This window comes from Bradyrhizobium sp. 482_C4_N1_8 (assembly GCF_052075965.1).
GTDB classification, from domain to species: Bacteria; Pseudomonadota; Alphaproteobacteria; order Rhizobiales; family Xanthobacteraceae; genus Bradyrhizobium; species Bradyrhizobium barranii.
Genome location: NZ_CP197231.1, coordinates 924694 through 941804, shown reverse-complemented (window position 1 = coordinate 941804; position 17111 = coordinate 924694). Strand labels below are relative to the sequence as shown.

At 65.3% G+C, this 17111-nt stretch carries 15 protein-coding genes; 7 read left to right on the top strand and 8 right to left on the bottom strand.

Annotated features, from left to right (window positions below; genetic code table 11):
• The first annotated feature begins 64 nt into the window (after positions 1-64).
• A complete protein-coding gene (locus tag AB7Z56_RS04405; protein ID WP_441256168.1) occupies positions 65-3574 on the top strand; it encodes a PAS domain-containing hybrid sensor histidine kinase/response regulator in 3510 nt (1169 codons plus the stop codon).
• A 7-nt stretch (positions 3575-3581) separates the two neighbouring features.
• On the opposite strand, the gene AB7Z56_RS04400 is transcribed toward AB7Z56_RS04405, so the two are convergent.
• From AB7Z56_RS04400 to AB7Z56_RS04385, 4 genes are all read right to left on the bottom strand, one after another.
• Positions 3582-4406, bottom strand: coding sequence for an SDR family NAD(P)-dependent oxidoreductase (locus AB7Z56_RS04400; RefSeq protein WP_063986053.1), 825 nt, complete (start codon positions 4404-4406; stop codon positions 3582-3584).
• A gap of 17 nt (positions 4407-4423) precedes the next feature.
• On the bottom strand, positions 4424-4987 hold the full coding sequence (locus AB7Z56_RS04395) for a cytochrome P460 family protein (RefSeq protein WP_063980783.1): 564 nt from the start codon (positions 4985-4987) through the stop codon (positions 4424-4426).
• Positions 4988-5059: 72 nt separating this feature from the next.
• Entirely contained in the window at positions 5060-6088 is a 1029-nt protein-coding gene (locus AB7Z56_RS04390) for an alpha/beta fold hydrolase (RefSeq protein WP_063980782.1), read from the bottom strand.
• A gap of 35 nt (positions 6089-6123) precedes the next feature.
• Positions 6124-6543, bottom strand: coding sequence for an organic hydroperoxide resistance protein (locus tag AB7Z56_RS04385; RefSeq protein WP_063980781.1), 420 nt, complete (start codon positions 6541-6543; stop codon positions 6124-6126).
• A 199-nt stretch (positions 6544-6742) separates the two neighbouring features.
• Between AB7Z56_RS04385 and AB7Z56_RS04380 the strand changes: the two genes are divergently transcribed.
• The 3 genes from AB7Z56_RS04380 to AB7Z56_RS04370 all read left to right on the top strand — a co-directional run bounded on the left by AB7Z56_RS04380 (position 6743) and on the right by AB7Z56_RS04370 (position 11666).
• Positions 6743-9583 carry an ATP-binding protein gene (locus AB7Z56_RS04380; RefSeq protein WP_063980780.1) on the top strand — a complete coding sequence of 947 codons (2841 nt, stop codon included), beginning with the start codon at positions 6743-6745 and terminating at the stop codon, positions 9581-9583.
• Positions 9584-10084: 501 nt separating this feature from the next.
• A complete protein-coding gene (locus tag AB7Z56_RS04375; protein WP_245328527.1) occupies positions 10085-11212 on the top strand; it encodes a S8 family peptidase in 1128 nt (375 codons plus the stop codon).
• A 94-nt stretch (positions 11213-11306) separates the two neighbouring features.
• Positions 11307-11666 carry a hypothetical protein gene (locus tag AB7Z56_RS04370; protein ID WP_028148705.1) on the top strand — a complete coding sequence of 120 codons (360 nt, stop codon included), beginning with the start codon at positions 11307-11309 and terminating at the stop codon, positions 11664-11666.
• Between the two features lie 12 nt (positions 11667-11678).
• Here AB7Z56_RS04370 and AB7Z56_RS04365 read toward each other — a convergent pair whose 3' ends face one another.
• Positions 11679-12353 carry a response regulator gene (locus AB7Z56_RS04365; RefSeq protein ID WP_014498490.1) on the bottom strand — a complete coding sequence of 225 codons (675 nt, stop codon included), beginning with the start codon at positions 12351-12353 and terminating at the stop codon, positions 11679-11681.
• Between the two features lie 343 nt (positions 12354-12696).
• On the opposite strand from AB7Z56_RS04365, the gene AB7Z56_RS04360 reads away from it, so the two are divergent.
• The gene (locus AB7Z56_RS04360) at positions 12697-14322 is read left to right on the top strand and encodes an MFS transporter (protein WP_175627402.1); all 1626 of its coding nucleotides are present in this window, start codon (positions 12697-12699) and stop codon (positions 14320-14322) included.
• 63 nt (positions 14323-14385) lie between these two features.
• Here AB7Z56_RS04360 and AB7Z56_RS04355 read toward each other — a convergent pair whose 3' ends face one another.
• From AB7Z56_RS04355 to AB7Z56_RS04345, 3 genes are all read right to left on the bottom strand, one after another.
• Positions 14386-14859 (bottom strand): secondary thiamine-phosphate synthase enzyme YjbQ, encoded by a 474-nt coding sequence (locus AB7Z56_RS04355; RefSeq protein ID WP_063980778.1) that lies wholly within the window; start codon positions 14857-14859, stop codon positions 14386-14388.
• Between the two features lie 133 nt (positions 14860-14992).
• The gene (locus tag AB7Z56_RS04350) at positions 14993-15511 is read right to left on the bottom strand and encodes a hypothetical protein (protein ID WP_063986051.1); all 519 of its coding nucleotides are present in this window, start codon (positions 15509-15511) and stop codon (positions 14993-14995) included.
• Positions 15512-15552: 41 nt separating this feature from the next.
• Positions 15553-15795, bottom strand: coding sequence for a hypothetical protein (locus AB7Z56_RS04345; RefSeq protein ID WP_166076733.1), 243 nt, complete (start codon positions 15793-15795; stop codon positions 15553-15555).
• A gap of 75 nt (positions 15796-15870) precedes the next feature.
• Here AB7Z56_RS04345 and AB7Z56_RS04340 point away from each other — a divergent pair, with 75 nt between their 5' ends.
• Together AB7Z56_RS04340 and AB7Z56_RS04335 are read left to right on the top strand one after the other, a co-directional pair.
• Entirely contained in the window at positions 15871-16245 is a 375-nt protein-coding gene (locus AB7Z56_RS04340; RefSeq protein ID WP_063980777.1) for an AtpZ/AtpI family protein, read from the top strand.
• A gap of 112 nt (positions 16246-16357) precedes the next feature.
• A complete protein-coding gene (locus AB7Z56_RS04335) occupies positions 16358-17107 on the top strand; it encodes a F0F1 ATP synthase subunit A (RefSeq protein ID WP_063980776.1) in 750 nt (249 codons plus the stop codon).
• Positions 17108-17111: the final 4 nt, after the last annotated feature.

The following is a 17111-nucleotide window of genomic DNA, read 5'->3' as shown; positions in this document are numbered from 1 at the left end:
CGCGCTAGATTTGCAGGGAAAATGAGTACGGGCGCCCTCGCGCCCAGGGAGAAGCGCGCTCGCCATGCTGCACGACTGGGGCGTGATCGCTGCCGCCTTCGGCTATATCGGCTTCCTGTTCCTGGTGGCGAGCCACGGCGACCGCCGCTCGCCGGCCGGGCGCGGCCGCGCGTCCGGGCTGATCTATCCGCTGTCGCTCGCGATCTATTGCACCTCCTGGACCTTCTTCGGCTCGGTCGGCTTCGCCACCCGCGCCTCGACCGACTTCCTCGCCATCTATGTCGGCCCGATCCTGATGATCGGGCTCGGCGCGGGCGTCCTGCGCCGCGTGATCCAGCTCGCGAAGGCGCACAACATCACCTCGATCGCCGACTTCATCGGCGCGCGCTACGGCAAGAGCCAGGCGGTGGCGGCAACGGTGGCGCTGATCGCGATCATCGGCTCGGTGCCCTACATCGCGCTCCAGCTCAAGGCGGTCGCCTCCTCGCTCGAAACGATCCTGAGCGAGGACCAGGCGTTCTCCCACATCCCGATCCTCGGCGACATGGCGCTGATGGTGACGCTGGCGATGGCCGCCTTCGCCGTGCTGTTCGGCACGCGGCAGACCGACGCCACCGAGCATCAGCACGGCCTGATGCTGGCGGTCGCAACCGAATCCATCATCAAGCTGATCGCCTTCCTCGCCGCCGGCATCTTCGTCACCTTCTGGATGTTCTCGCCACACGAATTGATCGAGCGCGCGATGAGGACGCCGGAGGCGGTGCGCGCCATCAACTATTCGCCGTCGATCGGCAACTTCCTCACCATGACGCTGCTGTCGCTCTGCGCGATCATGCTGCTGCCCCGCCAGTTCCACGTCAGCGTGGTCGAAAACTCCTCGGATGCCGAGGTCAGCCGCGCGCGCTGGCTGTTCCCGTTCTATCTCGTCGCCATCAATTTGTTCGTGATCCCGATCGCGCTCGCCGGCCTCGTCACCTTTCCGTTCGGCGCGGTCGAACCGGACATGTATGTGCTGGCGCTGCCGATGGAGGGCGGCGCGGGACTTCTCAGCGTCGCCGTCTTCGTCGGGGGGCTGTCGGCGGCGACCGCGATGGTGATCGTCGAATGCGTCGCGCTCTCCATCATGGTCTCGAACGACCTCGTGGTGCCCCTGGTGCTGCAGCGGCGGCCGGAGGGGCGCACCGGCGGCGCCGATTTCAGCGACTTCCTGCTGCGCTCGCGCCGGCTTGCGATCTTCGCCATCATGGTGATGGCCTATTTCTACTACCGCGCGCTCGGCAACACCCAGCTTGCGGCGATCGGCCTGCTCTCCTTTGCCGCCATCGCCCAGCTCGCGCCGAGCTTCTTCGGCGGGCTGTTGTGGCGGCGCGCCACCGCGCGCGGCGCCATCGGCGGCATGCTGGTCGGCTTCGCGGTGTGGCTCTACACCCTGTTCATCCCGAGCTTCATGGATTCCTCGACGGCGGGCATCCTGCTGCTCCAGCACGGCCCGTTCGGCATCGAGGCACTGCGGCCGCAGGCGCTGTTCGGCGCCGACCTGCCGCCGCTGATGCACGGCGTAATCTGGTCGCTGTCGCTCAACATCCTGACCTATGTGCTGCTGTCGCTGGCGCGGCGGCCGTCCTCGATCGAGCTGGTGCAAGCCGATCTGTTCGTACCCAACACGCTCGCGCCGATCTCCCCGAACTTCCGCCGCTGGCGCACCACCGTCACGGTGCAGGACATCCAGACCACGGTCGCGCAATATCTCGGGCCCGACCGCGCCCGGCACTCCTTCGAGGCATTTTCGGTGCGGCGCAATGCGCGCCTGGAATCCGGTGCGCCCGCCGATTTCGAGCTGCTGCAGCACGCCGAGCACCTGATCGCCTCTTCGATCGGCGCGGCCTCCTCGCGGCTCGTGATGTCGCTGCTGCTGCGCAAGCGGACGGTCTCGGCGAAAGCGGCGCTGAAACTGCTCGACGATTCCCACGCGGCGCTGCATTTCAATCGCGAGATCCTCCAGACCGCGCTCAACCATGTCCGCCAGGGCATCGCCGTGTTCGACGCCGATCTGCAGCTGATCTGCTCCAACCGGCAGTTCGGCGATCTCCTGAACGTGCCGCCGCATTTCATCCAGTTCGGCACGCCATTGCGTGAAATCCTGGAATTCATGGGTGTGAGCGAGCCGGACAATCCGGTCGAGCGCGAAGCCATGCTGGAGCGGCGGCTCGCGGCTTACACCACCGACAGCGAGCCTTATCTCGAGCGCCTGCCCGACCGCCACATGGTGATCGAGATCTTGACCAACCGCATGCCCGGCGGCGGCTTCGTCATCACCTTCACCGATGTCACCCCCACGTTCGAGGCCGCCGAAGCGCTGGAGCGCGCCAACGCGACGCTCGAAAAGCGGGTGCGCGACCGCACCGAGGAGCTGACCCGGCTGAATTCCGAGCTGGCGCTGGCCAAGAGCGCGGCCGAGGACGCCAGCATCTCCAAGACGCGCTTCCTGGCGGCAGCCAGCCACGACATCCTCCAGCCGCTGAACGCGGCGCGGCTCTATGTCACCAGCCTGGTCGAGCGCCAGCACAACGGCGAGGAGACGCGGCTGGTCGAGAACATCGACGAATCGCTCCAGGCGATCGAGGAGATCCTCGGCGCACTGCTCGACATATCGCGGCTGGACGCCGGCGCGATGACGACCTCGATCTCGAGCTTCAAGATGGCCGATTTGATGCGCTCGCTGGAGATCGAGTTTGCGCCGATCGCACGCGCCAAGAACCTCGAGCTCGCCTTCGTGCCCTGCTCGCTGCCGGTCGAGTCCGATCGGCTGTTGCTGCGGCGCCTGCTCCAGAACCTGATCTCCAACGCGATCAAATACACCCCGCGCGGACGCGTGCTGGTCGGCTGCCGCCGCCAGGGCCCTTCGCTGAAAATCTGCGTCTACGACACCGGCGTCGGCATCCCGCCGGTCAAGCGCGGCGAGATCTTCAAGGAATTCCACCGCCTCGAACAGGGCGCGCGGATCGCCCGCGGCCTTGGACTCGGCCTCTCGATCGTCGAGCGTCTTGCACGCGTGCTCAAGCACGGCATCGCCATCGACGGCAACAAGAGCGGCGGCTCGGTCTTCTCCGTGACGGTGCCGACAGCCAAGGCGATCACCCACACCGCTGCCGTCACCAGCGCGACGCCGCTGGCGCGGAGGCCGATCTCGGGCGCCCTCATCGTCTGCATCGAGAACGACGCAGCGATCCTCGACGGCATGCGCACGCTGCTCAAGGCCTGGGACGCCGAGGTCATCGCGGTCGCCGACCCCGAGGGCGCGATCGCCGCGATCGAAGGCGCGGGACGCCGCGTCACCGGCCTGCTGGTCGATTATCACCTCGACCGCGGCAACGGCATTGCCGCCATCCGCGACATCCGCCGCCGCTTCGGCGACGGCATCCCTGCGATCCTGATCACCGCCGACCGCAGCCCCGCAGTGCAGGTCGCCGCGCGCGAGGAAAATGTCGCGGTGCTCAACAAGCCGGTGAAGCCGGCCTCGCTCCGCGCCCTGCTGGGACAGTGGCGCACGCAGCAGATGGTGGCGGCGGAGTAAGACGCGGTCAGTAGTCGGTCGAGACGCTGAGCGCGCGCCACCTCTCGAGCTCGTCGAGCCGTTGCCGGTCCGTCGCAGCGATGGCGTTCACGGCGTCGCTGCCGAGCGCGATCCGCAGCGGTGGGCTGTCCATGTCGACCAGCTCCAGCACGGCGGCGGCGGCTTTCGCCGGATCGCCCGGCTGGCGGCCATCATAATCGCGCTGCATCCTGACGGCCGCGCCAACGACGGCATCGTACTCCGCACGCCCTTCGCCGGTCGCATGCGCTGACTGCGCAAAGCCCGTACGGAAGCCGCCGGGTTCGACGATCGTCACGTGCACGCCGATCAACGCCATCTCGCGCGCCAGCGATTCCGAAAAGCCCTCGATGCCCCATTTCGCGGCCGAATAGGCCGCGCGTGCGGGAGCTCCGATCCGTCCGCCGACGGATGAGAATTGCACGATATGCCCGCGGCGCTGCCGGCGCAGCACGGGAATCGCCGCCTTGGTGACGATGATGGTGCCGAGCAGATTGACCTCGATCTGCTGACGGAACGAGGCCAGGCTCGTGTCCTCGACCGATCCGAGATCGCCATAGCCGGCATTGTTCACGACCACATCGACGCCGCCGAACGCCTCCACGGCGAGGCCGATGGCCCCTTGCGCGGCCGCCTCGTCAGTCACGTCGAGCGTTGCGAGCCGCAGTCTTTCCTCAAAGCGTTCCCGCAGCGGTTCGAGCGGACCGAGATTCCTGGCAGTGGCAACCACCCGGTCGCCCGCCGCAAGCGCGGCTTCCGTGATGGCGCGTCCGAGCCCGCGCGAGCTGCCGCTGATGAACCAGATCTTTGACACGGTGGGCTCCTGACCGCTCAAGGCGCAAGCCGGGTGAAAACGTAATCGTGGCTCTTGGCGCGGGCGTCGTGACAGCCGAAGCAGGTGCGGTGCTGTGCCTCGTCGACCGGCTTGCCATTGATGAAACGGCCAAAGCCCCAACCGCCGGTGGACGCATATTTCCTGGAATCCTTGACCATCACCTGCACCGTGGTGGCCGCGCCGGGGATCGTTGCGGATGCGAATTCCGGCGACTGTTTCCGTTTCCAGGCGCGCTTGACCAGAATGGTGCCATCCGGGAACGGAAGTTTTCCGGCCTGATAAGCATCGATCGCGGTCTGGTTGCCGACAACGGCGCGAAGCTCGTCGAGCGGTGCCGCCTCTTCGGCCGGCGCAATCAGCTCCCACTGCTTGTAACCCGCAGGAATCGTGACGCCGAAGATCGGGGAAGCGTCTGCCGTGTTGCCTTGTGTCGGCCCCTCGGCAAGGGCAATCGAGACCAGATAGGGCACGCAAGTCAGGAGAACGACGAGAAGGAGCGCGGCAAGCGTGATAGCCGTCGCATAAGAGCGCTTTTTCTTGTCGGGTTTGATGGACGTCATGACGTTCCTTCATGCTGGGATCGCGGCATAGCCTCGGTCCAGCCGCGCTGGACCGAGGCATCGAATGAACGCTCAGGCGCCGTCGGCGTCGATGACGGCCTTGGCGAAGGCTTGCGGCGCTTCCTGCGGCAGATTGTGGCCGATGCCGCCGGTGATCAGGCGGAAGTCGTACCGGCCTGAGAACCTCTTGGCATAGGCGCTGGGGTCGGGATGCGGCGCACCGTTGGCGTCGCCCTCCATCGTGATCGTCGGGACGCTGATCACCGGAGCTGCGGCGAGCTTCTTCTCGAGCTCCTCGTATTTGGCTTCGCCCTGGGCGAGCCCGAGCCGCCAGCGGTAATTGTGGATCGTGATGGCGACATGATCCTTGTTGTCCAGCGCCGCCGCGCTCCGGTTAAAGGTCGTGTCATCGAACTTCCATTGCGGCGAGGCGAGCTTCCAGATCAGTTTTGCGAAATCATGCGTGTACTTCTCGTATCCGGCGCGGCCGCGCTCGGTCGCGAAATAGAACTGGTACCACCATTGCAGCTCGGCCGACGGCGGCAGCGGCGCGTTGCCCGCGGCCTGGCTGGAGATCAGATAGCCGCTGACCGACACCAGCGCGCGGCAGCGATCCGGCCACAACGCAGCGATGATATCGGCGGTGCGCGCGCCCCAGTCGAAGCCGGCGATAACAGCCTTCTTGATGTCGAGCTTGTCCATCAGCGCGATGATGTCGACGGCCATGGCGGCGGGCTCGCCGTTGCGCAGCGTCTCGCTGGAGAGGAAGTGCGTGGTGCCATAACCGCGCAAGTAAGGGATGATCACGCGATAGCCGGCCTTTGCCAGGATCGGCGCGACATCGACGAACGCGTGAATGTCGTAAGGCCAGCCGTGCAGCAGGATCGCCACGGGGCCGTTCGAGGGACCTGCTTCCGCATAGCCGACATTGAGGACGCCGGCGTCGATCTGCTTGATCGGACCGAACGACGCATTCGATGCGGACGACTTCGGCGCGTCCGTTTCGGCACGGGCGAGGTCGATCACGCCGAAACCGACGGCGACGGTTCCCGCGGCGACGCCGAAAAATTTGCGGCGGTGCTGGTCGATGATCTGTTTCATGGTGGTGCTACCTTGTGGATGGTTGGTGATGTCCGTCAGATCAGCGCGACCGTGACGTCGATATTGCCGCGGACGGCCTTGGAATAGGGGCAGGTCTGGTGCGCCTCATCGACGATGCCGCGCGCGATCTCGCGATCGAGGCCCGGCAGGCTGACGTTGAGGCGTGCGCTGAGCGAATAGGCGCCCTCGTCGAGCACGAGATCGATCTCCGCATCGATCGCGCATTTCCGGGGAAGCTCGATCTTGCGCTTGCGCGCCGCGATCTCCATCGCGCCTTCGAAGCAGGCCGACCAGCCGGCCGCGAACAATTGCTCGGGATTGGTGCCGATGCCAGTGCCGCCCGGCGGCGACAGCTTGACGTCGAGGCGGCCGTCGGAACTGCGCGATATGCCGTCGTGTCGTCCGCCGCTGGTGTGGGTGCTGGCCGTGTAGAGCAGTTTTGCCGCCTGCGTCATGAAGGTCTCCTTGCCGTCGGGAAACTGACTAGCAGCGGCCGCGGCAGGACACCCGTTTGGACTTGTGAGAAGTTGTGAGGCCCCGGCGCGCAGCCCCGCCACGAGGCCTGCATCAGCGGTCTGATGCCGATGCAGGTGCGGCCTTGCCCGATTGCGATCATCTGGCTATCCGGTCCGTTTGAAAGGACAACATTTCGCCATGACCGAGCCGGCCGGCACCGCAACGGGAACCCAATCGTTCGGGCCATTCACCGTGACATCGCATGAAAGGCTCGTGATGCGCGACGGCGTCGCGCTGCCGCTCGGCGCGAAGGCCTTCGACACGCTGATCGCGCTGATGTCGCGGCCGAACGAGGTCGTCAGCAAATGGGACCTGATGGCGCTGGTGTGGCCCGGCCTGACCGTCGAGGAAGCCAATCTGCGCTTTCACGTCGCAGCCCTGCGCAAGGCGCTCGGCGACGGCAAGGACGGCGCCCGCTACATCACCACGCTCTCTGGCCGCGGCTATTGCTTCGTGGCGCCGATCTCCAAGGCGGAAATCGCGGCAGAGCGGCGTCCCGCGCAGCGAACGGAATTACCGCCCGTCAAGCTGCCGAACCGGCTGCAACGGATGGTCGGGCGCGACGATGCGGTCGCCGCCGTCTCCGACAAGCTCATCGGCTCGCACTTCGTCACGATCGTCGGCCCGGGCGGCGTCGGCAAGACCGCCGTTGCGGTGGCGATCGCGCACGACCTGCTCGAGACTTTCTCCGATGCCGCGCATTTCGTCGACCTCGCCGCGCTCAGCGATCCCGATCTCGTGATCACCTCGATCCTGCTGATGCTGGGCTTGCCGGCGCAGACCGACGATCCGCTGCCGGCACTGCTCGCGCATCTCGGCGACAAGCGGATGCTGCTGATCCTGGATAATTGCGAGCATGTCATCGCCGCCGCGGCGCCGCTGGCAGCCGAAATCTTTCACGCCGCACCCCATGTCCATATCCTCGCCACGAGCCGCGAGGCCCTGCGTGTCGAGGGCGAGCAGGTCTACCGGTTGGCGCCGCTCGCCGTTCCGCCTGACAATCCCGGGCTGACCGCGGCTGCCGCGCAGACCTATCCCGCGCTTCAGCTCTTCCTCGAACGTGCCATGGCCGGCGGCGCGCAGATCGCGCTCGATGACGTCAATGCCGCGATCGTCGCAGGGATCTGCCGCAAGCTCGACGGCATGGCGCTGGCGATCGAGCTCGCCGCCGGCCGGATCGAGGCCTACGGACTGGAGCAGACGGCCGCACTGCTCGACGAACGCCTCAATCTGCTCTGGCAGGGCCAGCGCACCGCGCCGCCGCGGCAGAAGACGTTGCAAGCGACGCTGGACTGGAGCTACGGGCTCCTGTCCGACACCGAGCGCCTCGTGCTGCGCCGGCTTGCCGTCTTCGCCGGTCACTTCACCATCGACGCCGCGCTCGAAATCGTGCCGGACGAGCGCGTCGACCGCTCGCGCCTGTTCGATGCCATCGACAGCCTGGTCGCCAAGTCGATGGTCGCGCCGCGACCGGTCGGCGCCATGATGCGCTACCGTCTGCTCGACACGACGCGCGCCTATCTGCTCGAGATCGAGCCGAACGAGACCGCGCTTGCCGCCCGCCACGCAACCCACTACCGGCGATGGCTGGAGCAGGCCGGCACGACATGGGCGACGGTGCCGAGCGCCGACGAACGCGCGATCCATTTCTCCGCGCTTCACAACGTGCGCGCCGCGCTGGACTGGTGCTTCGGCACGGACGGCGATGTCGGCATCGGCATTGCGCTCGCCGCCGCGGCGGCTCCGATCTTTCTCGCGATGTCGCTGCTGATCGAATGCCGGCGCTGGTCGGAACGGGCGCTGCTTGCGATCGATCCGTCCTCGCGCGGCAGCGCTGAGGAAATGCACATCCAGGCCGCCCTCGGATTGACCTTGATGTTCACGCGTGGCGGCAGCGAAGCTGCGCGTGGCGCCCTGAGCAGGAGCCTGGCGATCGCCGAGGCTCGCGGCGACGCGGCGAACCAGCTCCAGCTGCTCGGCCGCATGCACATCTTCCACGAGCGGATGGGACAGTTCGACGCCGCGCTCGGTTATGCGCAGCAGAGCCTCACGGTCGCCGAGACGCTCGGCGACGCCGCCTCCATCGCCCTCGCCCATTCGCTGCTGGGTGTCTCCTTGCATCTGGCCGGCGAGCATCGCGACGCCCTGAGCATGCTGGAGGCCGCCTGGCACGGGCCGGGTACGGAGCGGATCAGCACTGTCCACGGCTTCGATCACCGCAACCGGGCCGGCATCTCGCTCGCGCGCGAGCTTTGGTTGCAGGGCCGGCCGGCGGATGCGCGGCAACTGGCGCAGCAGACGGTCACCGAGGCCGCGCAGATGGACCATCCGATCACGCTCTGCATCGCACTGATCTGGGCGGTCTCGATCGATCTCTGGAGCGGGGATCTCGACGGCGCGGAAGAGAACCTCGACCGCTTCATCGCACATGCCGAAACGCGCTCGATGGGCCCTTATCTCGCGGTCGGCCGCGGCGTCAAAGGCGAGCTGGCGATCCGGCGCGGCGACGCCGCTGGCGGCGTCGAGACGATACGGGCCTGTCTGCGCGAGCTCCACGACGCCGGCTACGAGCTGCTCACCACGACGTTCAACATCGCGCTCGTGCATGGCTTGTTGGCGCTCGGGCAGATCGAGCGGAGTGCGCGCCTGATCGACGACGCGATCGGCCTCGTCGAGCAAGGCGGCGATCATCTCTACATGCCCGAGCTGTTGCGCATGAAGGGTAATGTGTCGCTGACACTGCCGGAGCCGGCCACCGATGAGGCTGAGAACCACTTCAGGCAATCGCTTGACCTGAGCCGCCGCACCGATGCGAAAGCCTGGGAGTTGCGAGCGGCGATCGATCTCGCGAAATTGATCGCCGGGCGCGGCCAGCGCGCGGACGCGAAGAGGTTGCTTCGATCGGCGCTCGGAGGTTTCTCCGACGGGTCACGGACCTCGGATATCGGGATCGCCAGCAAGTTGTTGGAGACTCTCTAGGAAGCGCACCGGCGGCCAGGCGCCGGCCGAAACGGTATCTCAATGTTCGAGGGTCGCGCCGCGTGTCCCTGCGACATCCTCTCTCGTTGCAACTCCCGGGAAATGAACTAGCATCAACCACTGCGAGCATTTTATCGCATGTTGAACCTATTCAGTTGATTGCCTTTAGCACGTCCATTTCAATCATCCGGAGCCACGACAATGGCAGGGTCCAGCCTCGAGGATACACTGGCCGCGATTGGCTATGTCAAAGTGATTGTCACAATGAAGGACAGGGCGTCGGCCGCCGCCACGTCCGAGATCGCGATGCAGGATCATTTCATCGCGCCGGACACTGCCCAGACACAGAGTCTCGTGGCGGCGGCAACGCGCTCCGCCGGCCGCCAAATCAGAGGAGCGGAGAGCCTGGCCGAGCGCCGCGTGCGCATCTACCCCAACCTTGGACTCGCAGTCGGCAGCGTGGATGCCAGCGGCCTCGTTTCGCTCCAGGCTGATCCGCAAGTGGGCAAGGTCGACAAGGCTCCGGAGATCAGCCTGATCAAACCGGTCGAAGCCCGTCCAATCAAGACCGGGGTCGGTCCGACCTGGGGCATCAAGCGCTTGAACGTGGAACGCCTTTGGCAGGCGGGTTTCACCGGCCAAGGCGTGGTGGTTGGTCACCTCGATACCGGCGTCGACGGCAAGCATCCGGCATTGGCCGGAGCCATCAAGAAGTTTGCCGAGTTCGACCTGGCGGGAGATCAGGTTCCGAACGCACCGGCCCGCGACAGCGGCGTACACGGCACTCACACCGCGGGCACGATCGTCGGCCGGCCGGTCAGCAAGGGTCGCTTCGGCGTCGCACCGGATGCCCAGCTCGCGAGCGCGATGGTGATCGAGCGCGGGCAGGTGATCGAACGCATCCTGGCCGGCATGGACTGGGTGATCGGCGAAGGCGCCCGAGTCCTGAGCATGTCGCTCGGACTACGCGGCTTCACGCCGGCATTCCAGAGTGTGATCGATGCCTTGCGCGCCGCCAACGTTCTGCCGGTCATTGCGTCCGGCAATGAGGGCCCCCGGACCAGCCGCTCGCCGGGCAATTACGCGAACGTGTTGTCGATCGGCGCGATCGACGTGCACGACGTCGTGCCTGATTTCTCCAGCAGCCAGAGCTTCAATCGCGCGATCAGCCCATTGTGCCCGGCGATCGTCGCACCGGGGGTCGCGATCACGTCCTGCGTTCCCGGCAAAAAGTACGAGACCATGAATGGGACGTCGATGGCGACGCCCCACGTCGCGGGTCTTGCAGCCCTTCTGCTGCAAGCGAGGCCGACTGCAACGGCGGACCAGCTCGAAGCCGCCATCATCGGATCCTGCGCGCGCCCCGAGGCGATGGAAGAGGCCCGCGCGAACCATGGGGTGCCCGATGCCGTCAGGGCCTACGAGCTCCTGACCGGGTCGCAGCTCCCCGCCGCGCAGGTGAGCGTCGCGCCCCGGCGGCGCACGCCCGCGAAAAAGCGCTCTGCGAGGGGGCGCTCGTCGTCGCATCCACCGCGCAGCGTCGCCAAGAAGATGGCACGCCGGCCGAAGGTTGCCGCATCGCGGCGCCCCGCGCGCAAGAAGAGCCCTTCGAAGCGCCGTCCCGCCTGACTCCACGGCAATTCTTGTTGCGGCCAGCTAAAAGCCGGCCGCAATAAGCGCTATATTGGCCAGGCCGCCAGGGATTCCCGCACAGGAGCCGGCCATGACCGACAAGACAAAGCCTTCGCCCGAATGGGAAGGTAAGGCTGTCGTCAATCGATTGCGCCAAGCCACCAAGCCCGGCCAGCCTTCGTCAGTTCAGGTGTTCCTGAACGATGACGTTGCCGCGAGCGACCTGCCGGAGAAGGCAAGGGAAATCGTCACTGACATGAGCGCTAGCCTCGATCTGCCGGCCAATGCGATCAAGCTCGGCAAGGTGTTTCGCTTGGCCAAGTCGTTTTCGGTGTCGACCGACGTACCCGACGTCTTCGACGCCCTTGCAAGGCACGGCGACGTCAAGAGCATTTTGGAATCGGTACAGCCGGATATCCTGCCCAAGCCGACGCGCGAAAAAGGCGACTGACCCGATCGCGGTTTACGATCCCGTCGGGGTGCCCTGCTTCCACTGCCCGCCGGCGATCTTCGCCGCGGCAATTACCGCCTGGGTGCGGCTCTCGACGCCGAGCTTTTGCAGGATCGCCGAGACATGCGCCTTGATGGTGGCTTCGGAGACGCCGAGCTCGTAGGCGATCTGCTTGTTGAGCAGCCCTTCCGACAGCATCATCAAGACCCGGACCTGTTGCGGCGTCAGCGTCACCAGGCGGTCGCGCAGGCGCGTCATGTCGGGATCGGCGGCGGCCGATAGATCGGTGTCGGTGGGAACCCAGACGTCCCCCTCCATCACCTTGAGGATCGCGTCGCGCAAGGTCTCGACGCCGAATCGCTTCGGGATGAAGCCGGAGGCGCCGAAATCGAGCGAGCGGCGAATCGTGGCGCTGTCGTCGGAGGCCGAGACGATCACCACCGGGATGGCCGGGTACTGCGCGCGCAGATAGATCAGCCCGGAAAAGCCGGAGATCCCGGGCATCGAGAGGTCGAGCAGGACCAGATCGACGTCGGATGTCTGTTCCAGCAGCTTGGTGAGATCCTCGAACGATCCCGCCTCGTCGATCCTGGCCGAGGTCAGGACGCCCGCCACCGCTTGCCGCAACGCGTCGCGGAACAGGGGATGGTCATCGGCAATGACAAGATGGGTCGAAGGAGCGCTCATCGTTCTCTTGCTGGCATTCACACCGGGCCAGTAGGCCGGCCCGGGGCCTTGGTCAATTCTTTCCCGACCGGCCGTGGCATGCAAGTGGGCATTATCCCTTTGCGGGAACGGGGTTAACCCATGGTCGAGCACGATCGTGCCGGATTGAAAGGTCCGCGGCGTCAGGTGCGCGTCAGTGCGCAAGGCCGAAAGTCGTATTGGGGCGGGTTTCACGCCGATGTTACCTTGGAGCCAAGACCTGGGTTGATCCGGCATGACCGGGTATCCGGGGCGCGAGGAAACGCATTTCGGGGAGCGACTCAACATGTCGACAATGGCTGTGTCTCAAGCGGGCGCGGGAGGAATGACGAAGGACGAACGGTTCGTCATTCTCGCCTCCTCGCTCGGTACCGTCTTCGAGTGGTACGACTTCTACCTCTACGGTTCGCTGGCCGGCATCATCGGCGCGCAGTTCTTCTCGGCCTATCCGCCGGCAACCCGCGACATCTTCGCGCTGCTGGCCTTCGCCGCGGGCTTCCTCGTCCGTCCGTTCGGCGCCATCGTGTTCGGGCGCGTCGGCGACATCGTCGGCCGCAAATACACCTTCCTCGTCACCATCCTGATCATGGGTCTGTCGACCTTCATCGTCGGCCTGCTGCCCAATGCGGCGACCATCGGCATCGCGGCCCCGATCATCCTGATCGCGCTGCGCCTCGCCCAGGGCCTGGCGCTCGGCGGTGAATATGGCGGTGCGGCGACCTATGTCGCGGAGCACGCGCCGAACGGCAAGCGCGGCTATTACACCTCGTTCATTCAGACGACGGCCACGCTCGGCCTGTTCCTGTCCCTGCTGGTGATCCTGTTCACCCGCAGCGCGATCGGCGAAGCCGATTTCGCGGCCTGGGGCTGGCGCATCCCGTTCCTGGTCTCGGTGCTGCTGCTCGGCATCTCGGTCTGGATCCGGCTCCGCCTCAGCGAATCCCCGATCTTCCAGAAGATGAAGGACGAGGGGAAGAGCTCGAAGGCGCCGCTGACGGAAGCCTTCGGCAACTGGCAGAACGGCAAGCTCGTTCTGCTCGCGCTGCTCGGCGGCGTGATGGGCCAGGGCGTGGTCTGGTACACCGGCCAGTTCTACGCGCTGTTCTTCCTGCAATCGATCCTGAAGGTCGACGGCTATACCGCCAACCTGCTGATCGCCTGGTCGCTGCTGCTCGGCACCGGCTTCTTCATCGTGTTCGGCGTGCTCTCCGACAAGATCGGCCGCAAGCCGATTATCCTCGGCGGCTGTCTGATCGCGGCGCTGACCTTCTTCCCGATCTTCAAGATGATCACCACCAACGCCAACCCGGCGCTGGAAAAGGCGATCGAGTCGGTCAAGGTCGACGTGGTGGCGGATCCCGCGGGTTGCGGCGACCTGTTCAACCCGGTCGGCACCCGCGTCTTCAGCGCGCCCTGCGACACCGCACGCGCCTACCTGTCGGGCGCGTCGGTCAAGTACTCGACCTCTTCCGGCCCGGCCGGCTCCGGCGTGAAGGTGGTGGTCAACGGCAAGGACATCGCCTACGCCAACGCCAAGGACGGCAATCCCGCGCTGCTCGCCGCAGTGCAGGCAGCCGGCTATCCGAAGCCGGGCGATGCGGGCATCGTGAAGATGTCGCATCCGTTCGACATCTTCCGTCCGCAGGTGGCCGCGACCGTCGGGCTGCTGTTCATCCTGGTGATCTTCGTCACCATGGTGTACGGCCCGATCGCCGCGATGCTGGTCGAACTGTTCCCGACCCGCATTCGCTACACCTCGATGTCGCTGCCCTACCATATTGGTAACGGCTGGTTCGGCGGCCTGCTGCCAGCGACCGCGTTCGCGATCGTGGCCTCGACCGGCGATATCTATGCGGGTCTCTGGTATCCGGTCATCTTCGCATCGATTACCGTCGTGATCGGCTTCTTCTTCCTGCCCGAGACCAAGGACGTCGACATCAAGGCGACCTGATCGACAGCAGCGACCGACAATACGAACCGGCCGCGGTCTCCGCGGCCGGTTTTGTTTTGGGGCCTACTGATTGCTACCGATGAATTGCAGCACGACCTCGCGCCGGTGCGGGCGCTTGCGATGCTCGATCAGGTAGATCGCCTGCCAGGTGCCGAGCGCGACTTTGCCGTTCAGGACCGGGACCTGAAGCGAGGTCTGCGTCAGCATGGTCTTGACGTGCGCCGGCATGTCGTCCGGTCCCTCGGTGTAGTGGGTCCAGCCGGCGTTCTCAGGCGCGAGCCGCGACAGTGCCGTGGTGAGATCGACGAGCACGGACGGATCGGCGTTCTCCTGGATCGTCAGCGACGCCGAGGTGTGCCGGATGAACAGCGTCAGCGCGCCATCGCGCGCCTGAACCTCATTGATGAACTTCGCGGCTTCGCTGGTGAGATCGGTGAAGCCGCGGCCGGGCGTCTGCACGGTCAGCAGTGACGATGCGACGGTGGTGACTTGCACCGACGATGGCGCCGAGCGCGTGACGGATTTGCCTGATGTCATGAAAGATCTCTCAACTCGGAATGCCACCGTAGGGTGGGCAAAGCGAAGCGTGCCCACCAATCGACGCAACGAGGTCAAGGTGGTGGGCACGGCGCTTCGCACCTTTGCCCACCCTACGGCATCTCGTCATGCGCTAGATCTTCCCCGAGACGTCCTTCTGCACGCGGTTGGCCATGTCGATCAGCCGGCGCCAGGCCTTTTCCAGGAACGACATCACCCGATCGACATCCTGGTCGCTGGGCAGCGGAATCTCGATCTTGCGGTCCCCCTCGGCGACCTTCGGGTCCTTCTTGAGCGGATCGGATTTCGGCATCGCCTCGTCGATCTTGCCCGACACGGTCGGCCCCGCCGCGATCTGCCCCTTCAGCTTCTCGACTTCGGCCTGGAGCCGGCCGATCTCGGCGTCGAGCGCGGTGCGTTCGTCGGGCACCGCGTAACAGGCCCAGCCCGCGCCGTTCTTGGTGCAGGTCGATACCGTGCCGGTGCGGGTGTCGAGCCGCAGCACTCCTTCGGGGATGGGCGTCATGCTGTAGCGGCCGTTTTCGCTGTCGGGCGCGGACTGTGCGGCAACGAGGCCGCCGCCGATGGTCATCATCGCGGCGAATACCGCCGCTGCAAGCCATGATGCTGTGGATGAATTTGCTGGTCTCATCGCGCTCTCCGCCATGGCGCTTCTGTGGCTTCTCTTCAATTCTACACCCCGGCGAGGCGATCTGCCGCCCAAAACGCGCCACCGATATCAACGATCGCGGCAATCCCTTTGATCCCGCCGGCAGGACGAAATGGTGGTCGCATTCGCCGATCATGAAGAGAGCTGCTGCGGTGCGGCGTCACGCTGTGTGCAGCGTTGCCGTGCGTGCCAATATCATCAAGTAAATCAGATACATAATAGAACGCGACGCAATCGTGACTTGGCTTGACTTGATTATGGGCCATCAGTATGGTCCGCGCGGCTTTTGAGGGTGGTGGGCGTAATTTCCATTCAGCCGCGGCGTTTCGGGTCTTCGTTGCATGACACAGGGCACGGGACACGGCGAGAATGGGGATCGCGATAGATCGTCCGAGGAAGCTGCGCTTTCCGAACGGCTCGGAAATCTTGATCAGCGGTTGTCCGAATTCCGGGACCGACGAATCAAGACCGAGCAACCCGCAGGTGACGGTGAAGACAGAGCGGCCAGAGCTTCGGCGATGGCGCTTGGTTTCCGGTTATCCTCCGAGTTGGTCGCCGGGGTCGTTGTCGGAGCGGGGATTGGCTGGGGTTTCGACCGCTTGCTGTCGACGTCGCCTTTCGGATTTATCGTGTTCCTGCTGCTGGGCTTCGTGGCCGGCGTGGTGAATGTGGTGAGAACGGCAGGCGCGGGTCAAAACAGGCGCGGTGATTCTTAAGCGATCCGCACCAACAGAGGAATGATCGTGCCGGCCATGCCGGTACGGGCCGGCCCGGCCGGCAGACCGAGACCCGCCGGCATTGCCCGGCAGACCAAGAGATGCCGCGCTGATGAAAATCGATCCGATCCACCAGTTCAACATCGAGCCTCTCTTCACGATCGGCCATATCGGCAATCACACGATCGCCTTCACCAATTCGTCGCTCTACATGCTGGTGGCGGTGGCGATCATCTCGTTCCTGATGCTTGCCAGTGGCACGCAGCTGGTTCCCGGGCGCCTCCAGTCGGTCGCCGAGATCTCCTACGAATTCGTCGCCTCGACCATCCGTTCGACGGCCGGCGCGGAAGGCATGAAGTTCTTCCCGCTGATCTTCTCGCTGTTCATGTTCATCTGCGTCTCGAACCTGGTCGGCATCATCCCCTATACCTTCACGATCTCGAGCCATCTGATCGTGACCGCCGCGCTCGCGCTTTTGGTCTTCTTCACCGTGCTGATCTACGGCGTCGCCAAGAACGGCCTGAAATTCTTCTCGATCTTCGTGCCTCACGGCGTCCCCGGCTACATCCTGCCGCTGGTGATGTTCATCGAGATCCTGTCGTTCTTCCTGCGGCCGGTCTCCCACAGCGTCCGTCTGTTCGCCAACATGCTGGCCGGCCACATCGCGCTCAAGGTTTTCGCGGGCTTCGTCGCCATGCTCGGCTTCTCGCTCGGCGCGCTCGGCTGGGTCGGCGGCGTGCTGCCGCTGGCGCTCACGGTCGCGCTGTACGCTCTCGAGATTCTGGTCGCGTTCCTGCAGGCCTATGTGTTTGCGATCCTGACCTGCATCTACCTGAACGACGCCATTCATCCGGGACACTGAGCGG

Excerpts from the sequence above, each read along its gene's own strand:
- AB7Z56_RS04395 (WP_063980783.1), bottom strand. The coding sequence starts at position 4,987 with ATGACGTCCATCAAACCCGACAAGAAAAAGCGCTCTTATGCGACGGCT.
- AB7Z56_RS04405 (WP_441256168.1), top strand. The coding sequence starts at position 65 with ATGCTGCACGACTGGGGCGTGATCGCTGCCGCCTTCGGCTATATCGGC.
- AB7Z56_RS04390 (WP_063980782.1), bottom strand. The coding sequence starts at position 6,088 with ATGAAACAGATCATCGACCAGCACCGCCGCAAATTTTTCGGCGTCGCC.
- AB7Z56_RS04345 (WP_166076733.1), bottom strand. The coding sequence starts at position 15,795 with ATGGCCCATAATCAAGTCAAGCCAAGTCACGATTGCGTCGCGTTCTAT.
- AB7Z56_RS04360 (WP_175627402.1), top strand. The coding sequence starts at position 12,697 with ATGACGAAGGACGAACGGTTCGTCATTCTCGCCTCCTCGCTCGGTACC.
- AB7Z56_RS04370 (WP_028148705.1), top strand. The coding sequence starts at position 11,307 with ATGACCGACAAGACAAAGCCTTCGCCCGAATGGGAAGGTAAGGCTGTC.
- AB7Z56_RS04365 (WP_014498490.1), bottom strand. The coding sequence starts at position 12,353 with ATGAGCGCTCCTTCGACCCATCTTGTCATTGCCGATGACCATCCCCTG.
- AB7Z56_RS04340 (WP_063980777.1), top strand. The coding sequence starts at position 15,871 with ATGACACAGGGCACGGGACACGGCGAGAATGGGGATCGCGATAGATCG.
- AB7Z56_RS04380 (WP_063980780.1), top strand. The coding sequence starts at position 6,743 with ATGACCGAGCCGGCCGGCACCGCAACGGGAACCCAATCGTTCGGGCCA.
- AB7Z56_RS04385 (WP_063980781.1), bottom strand. The coding sequence starts at position 6,543 with ATGACGCAGGCGGCAAAACTGCTCTACACGGCCAGCACCCACACCAGC.
- AB7Z56_RS04350 (WP_063986051.1), bottom strand. The coding sequence starts at position 15,511 with ATGAGACCAGCAAATTCATCCACAGCATCATGGCTTGCAGCGGCGGTA.
- AB7Z56_RS04335 (WP_063980776.1), top strand. The coding sequence starts at position 16,358 with ATGAAAATCGATCCGATCCACCAGTTCAACATCGAGCCTCTCTTCACG.
- AB7Z56_RS04355 (WP_063980778.1), bottom strand. The coding sequence starts at position 14,859 with ATGACATCAGGCAAATCCGTCACGCGCTCGGCGCCATCGTCGGTGCAA.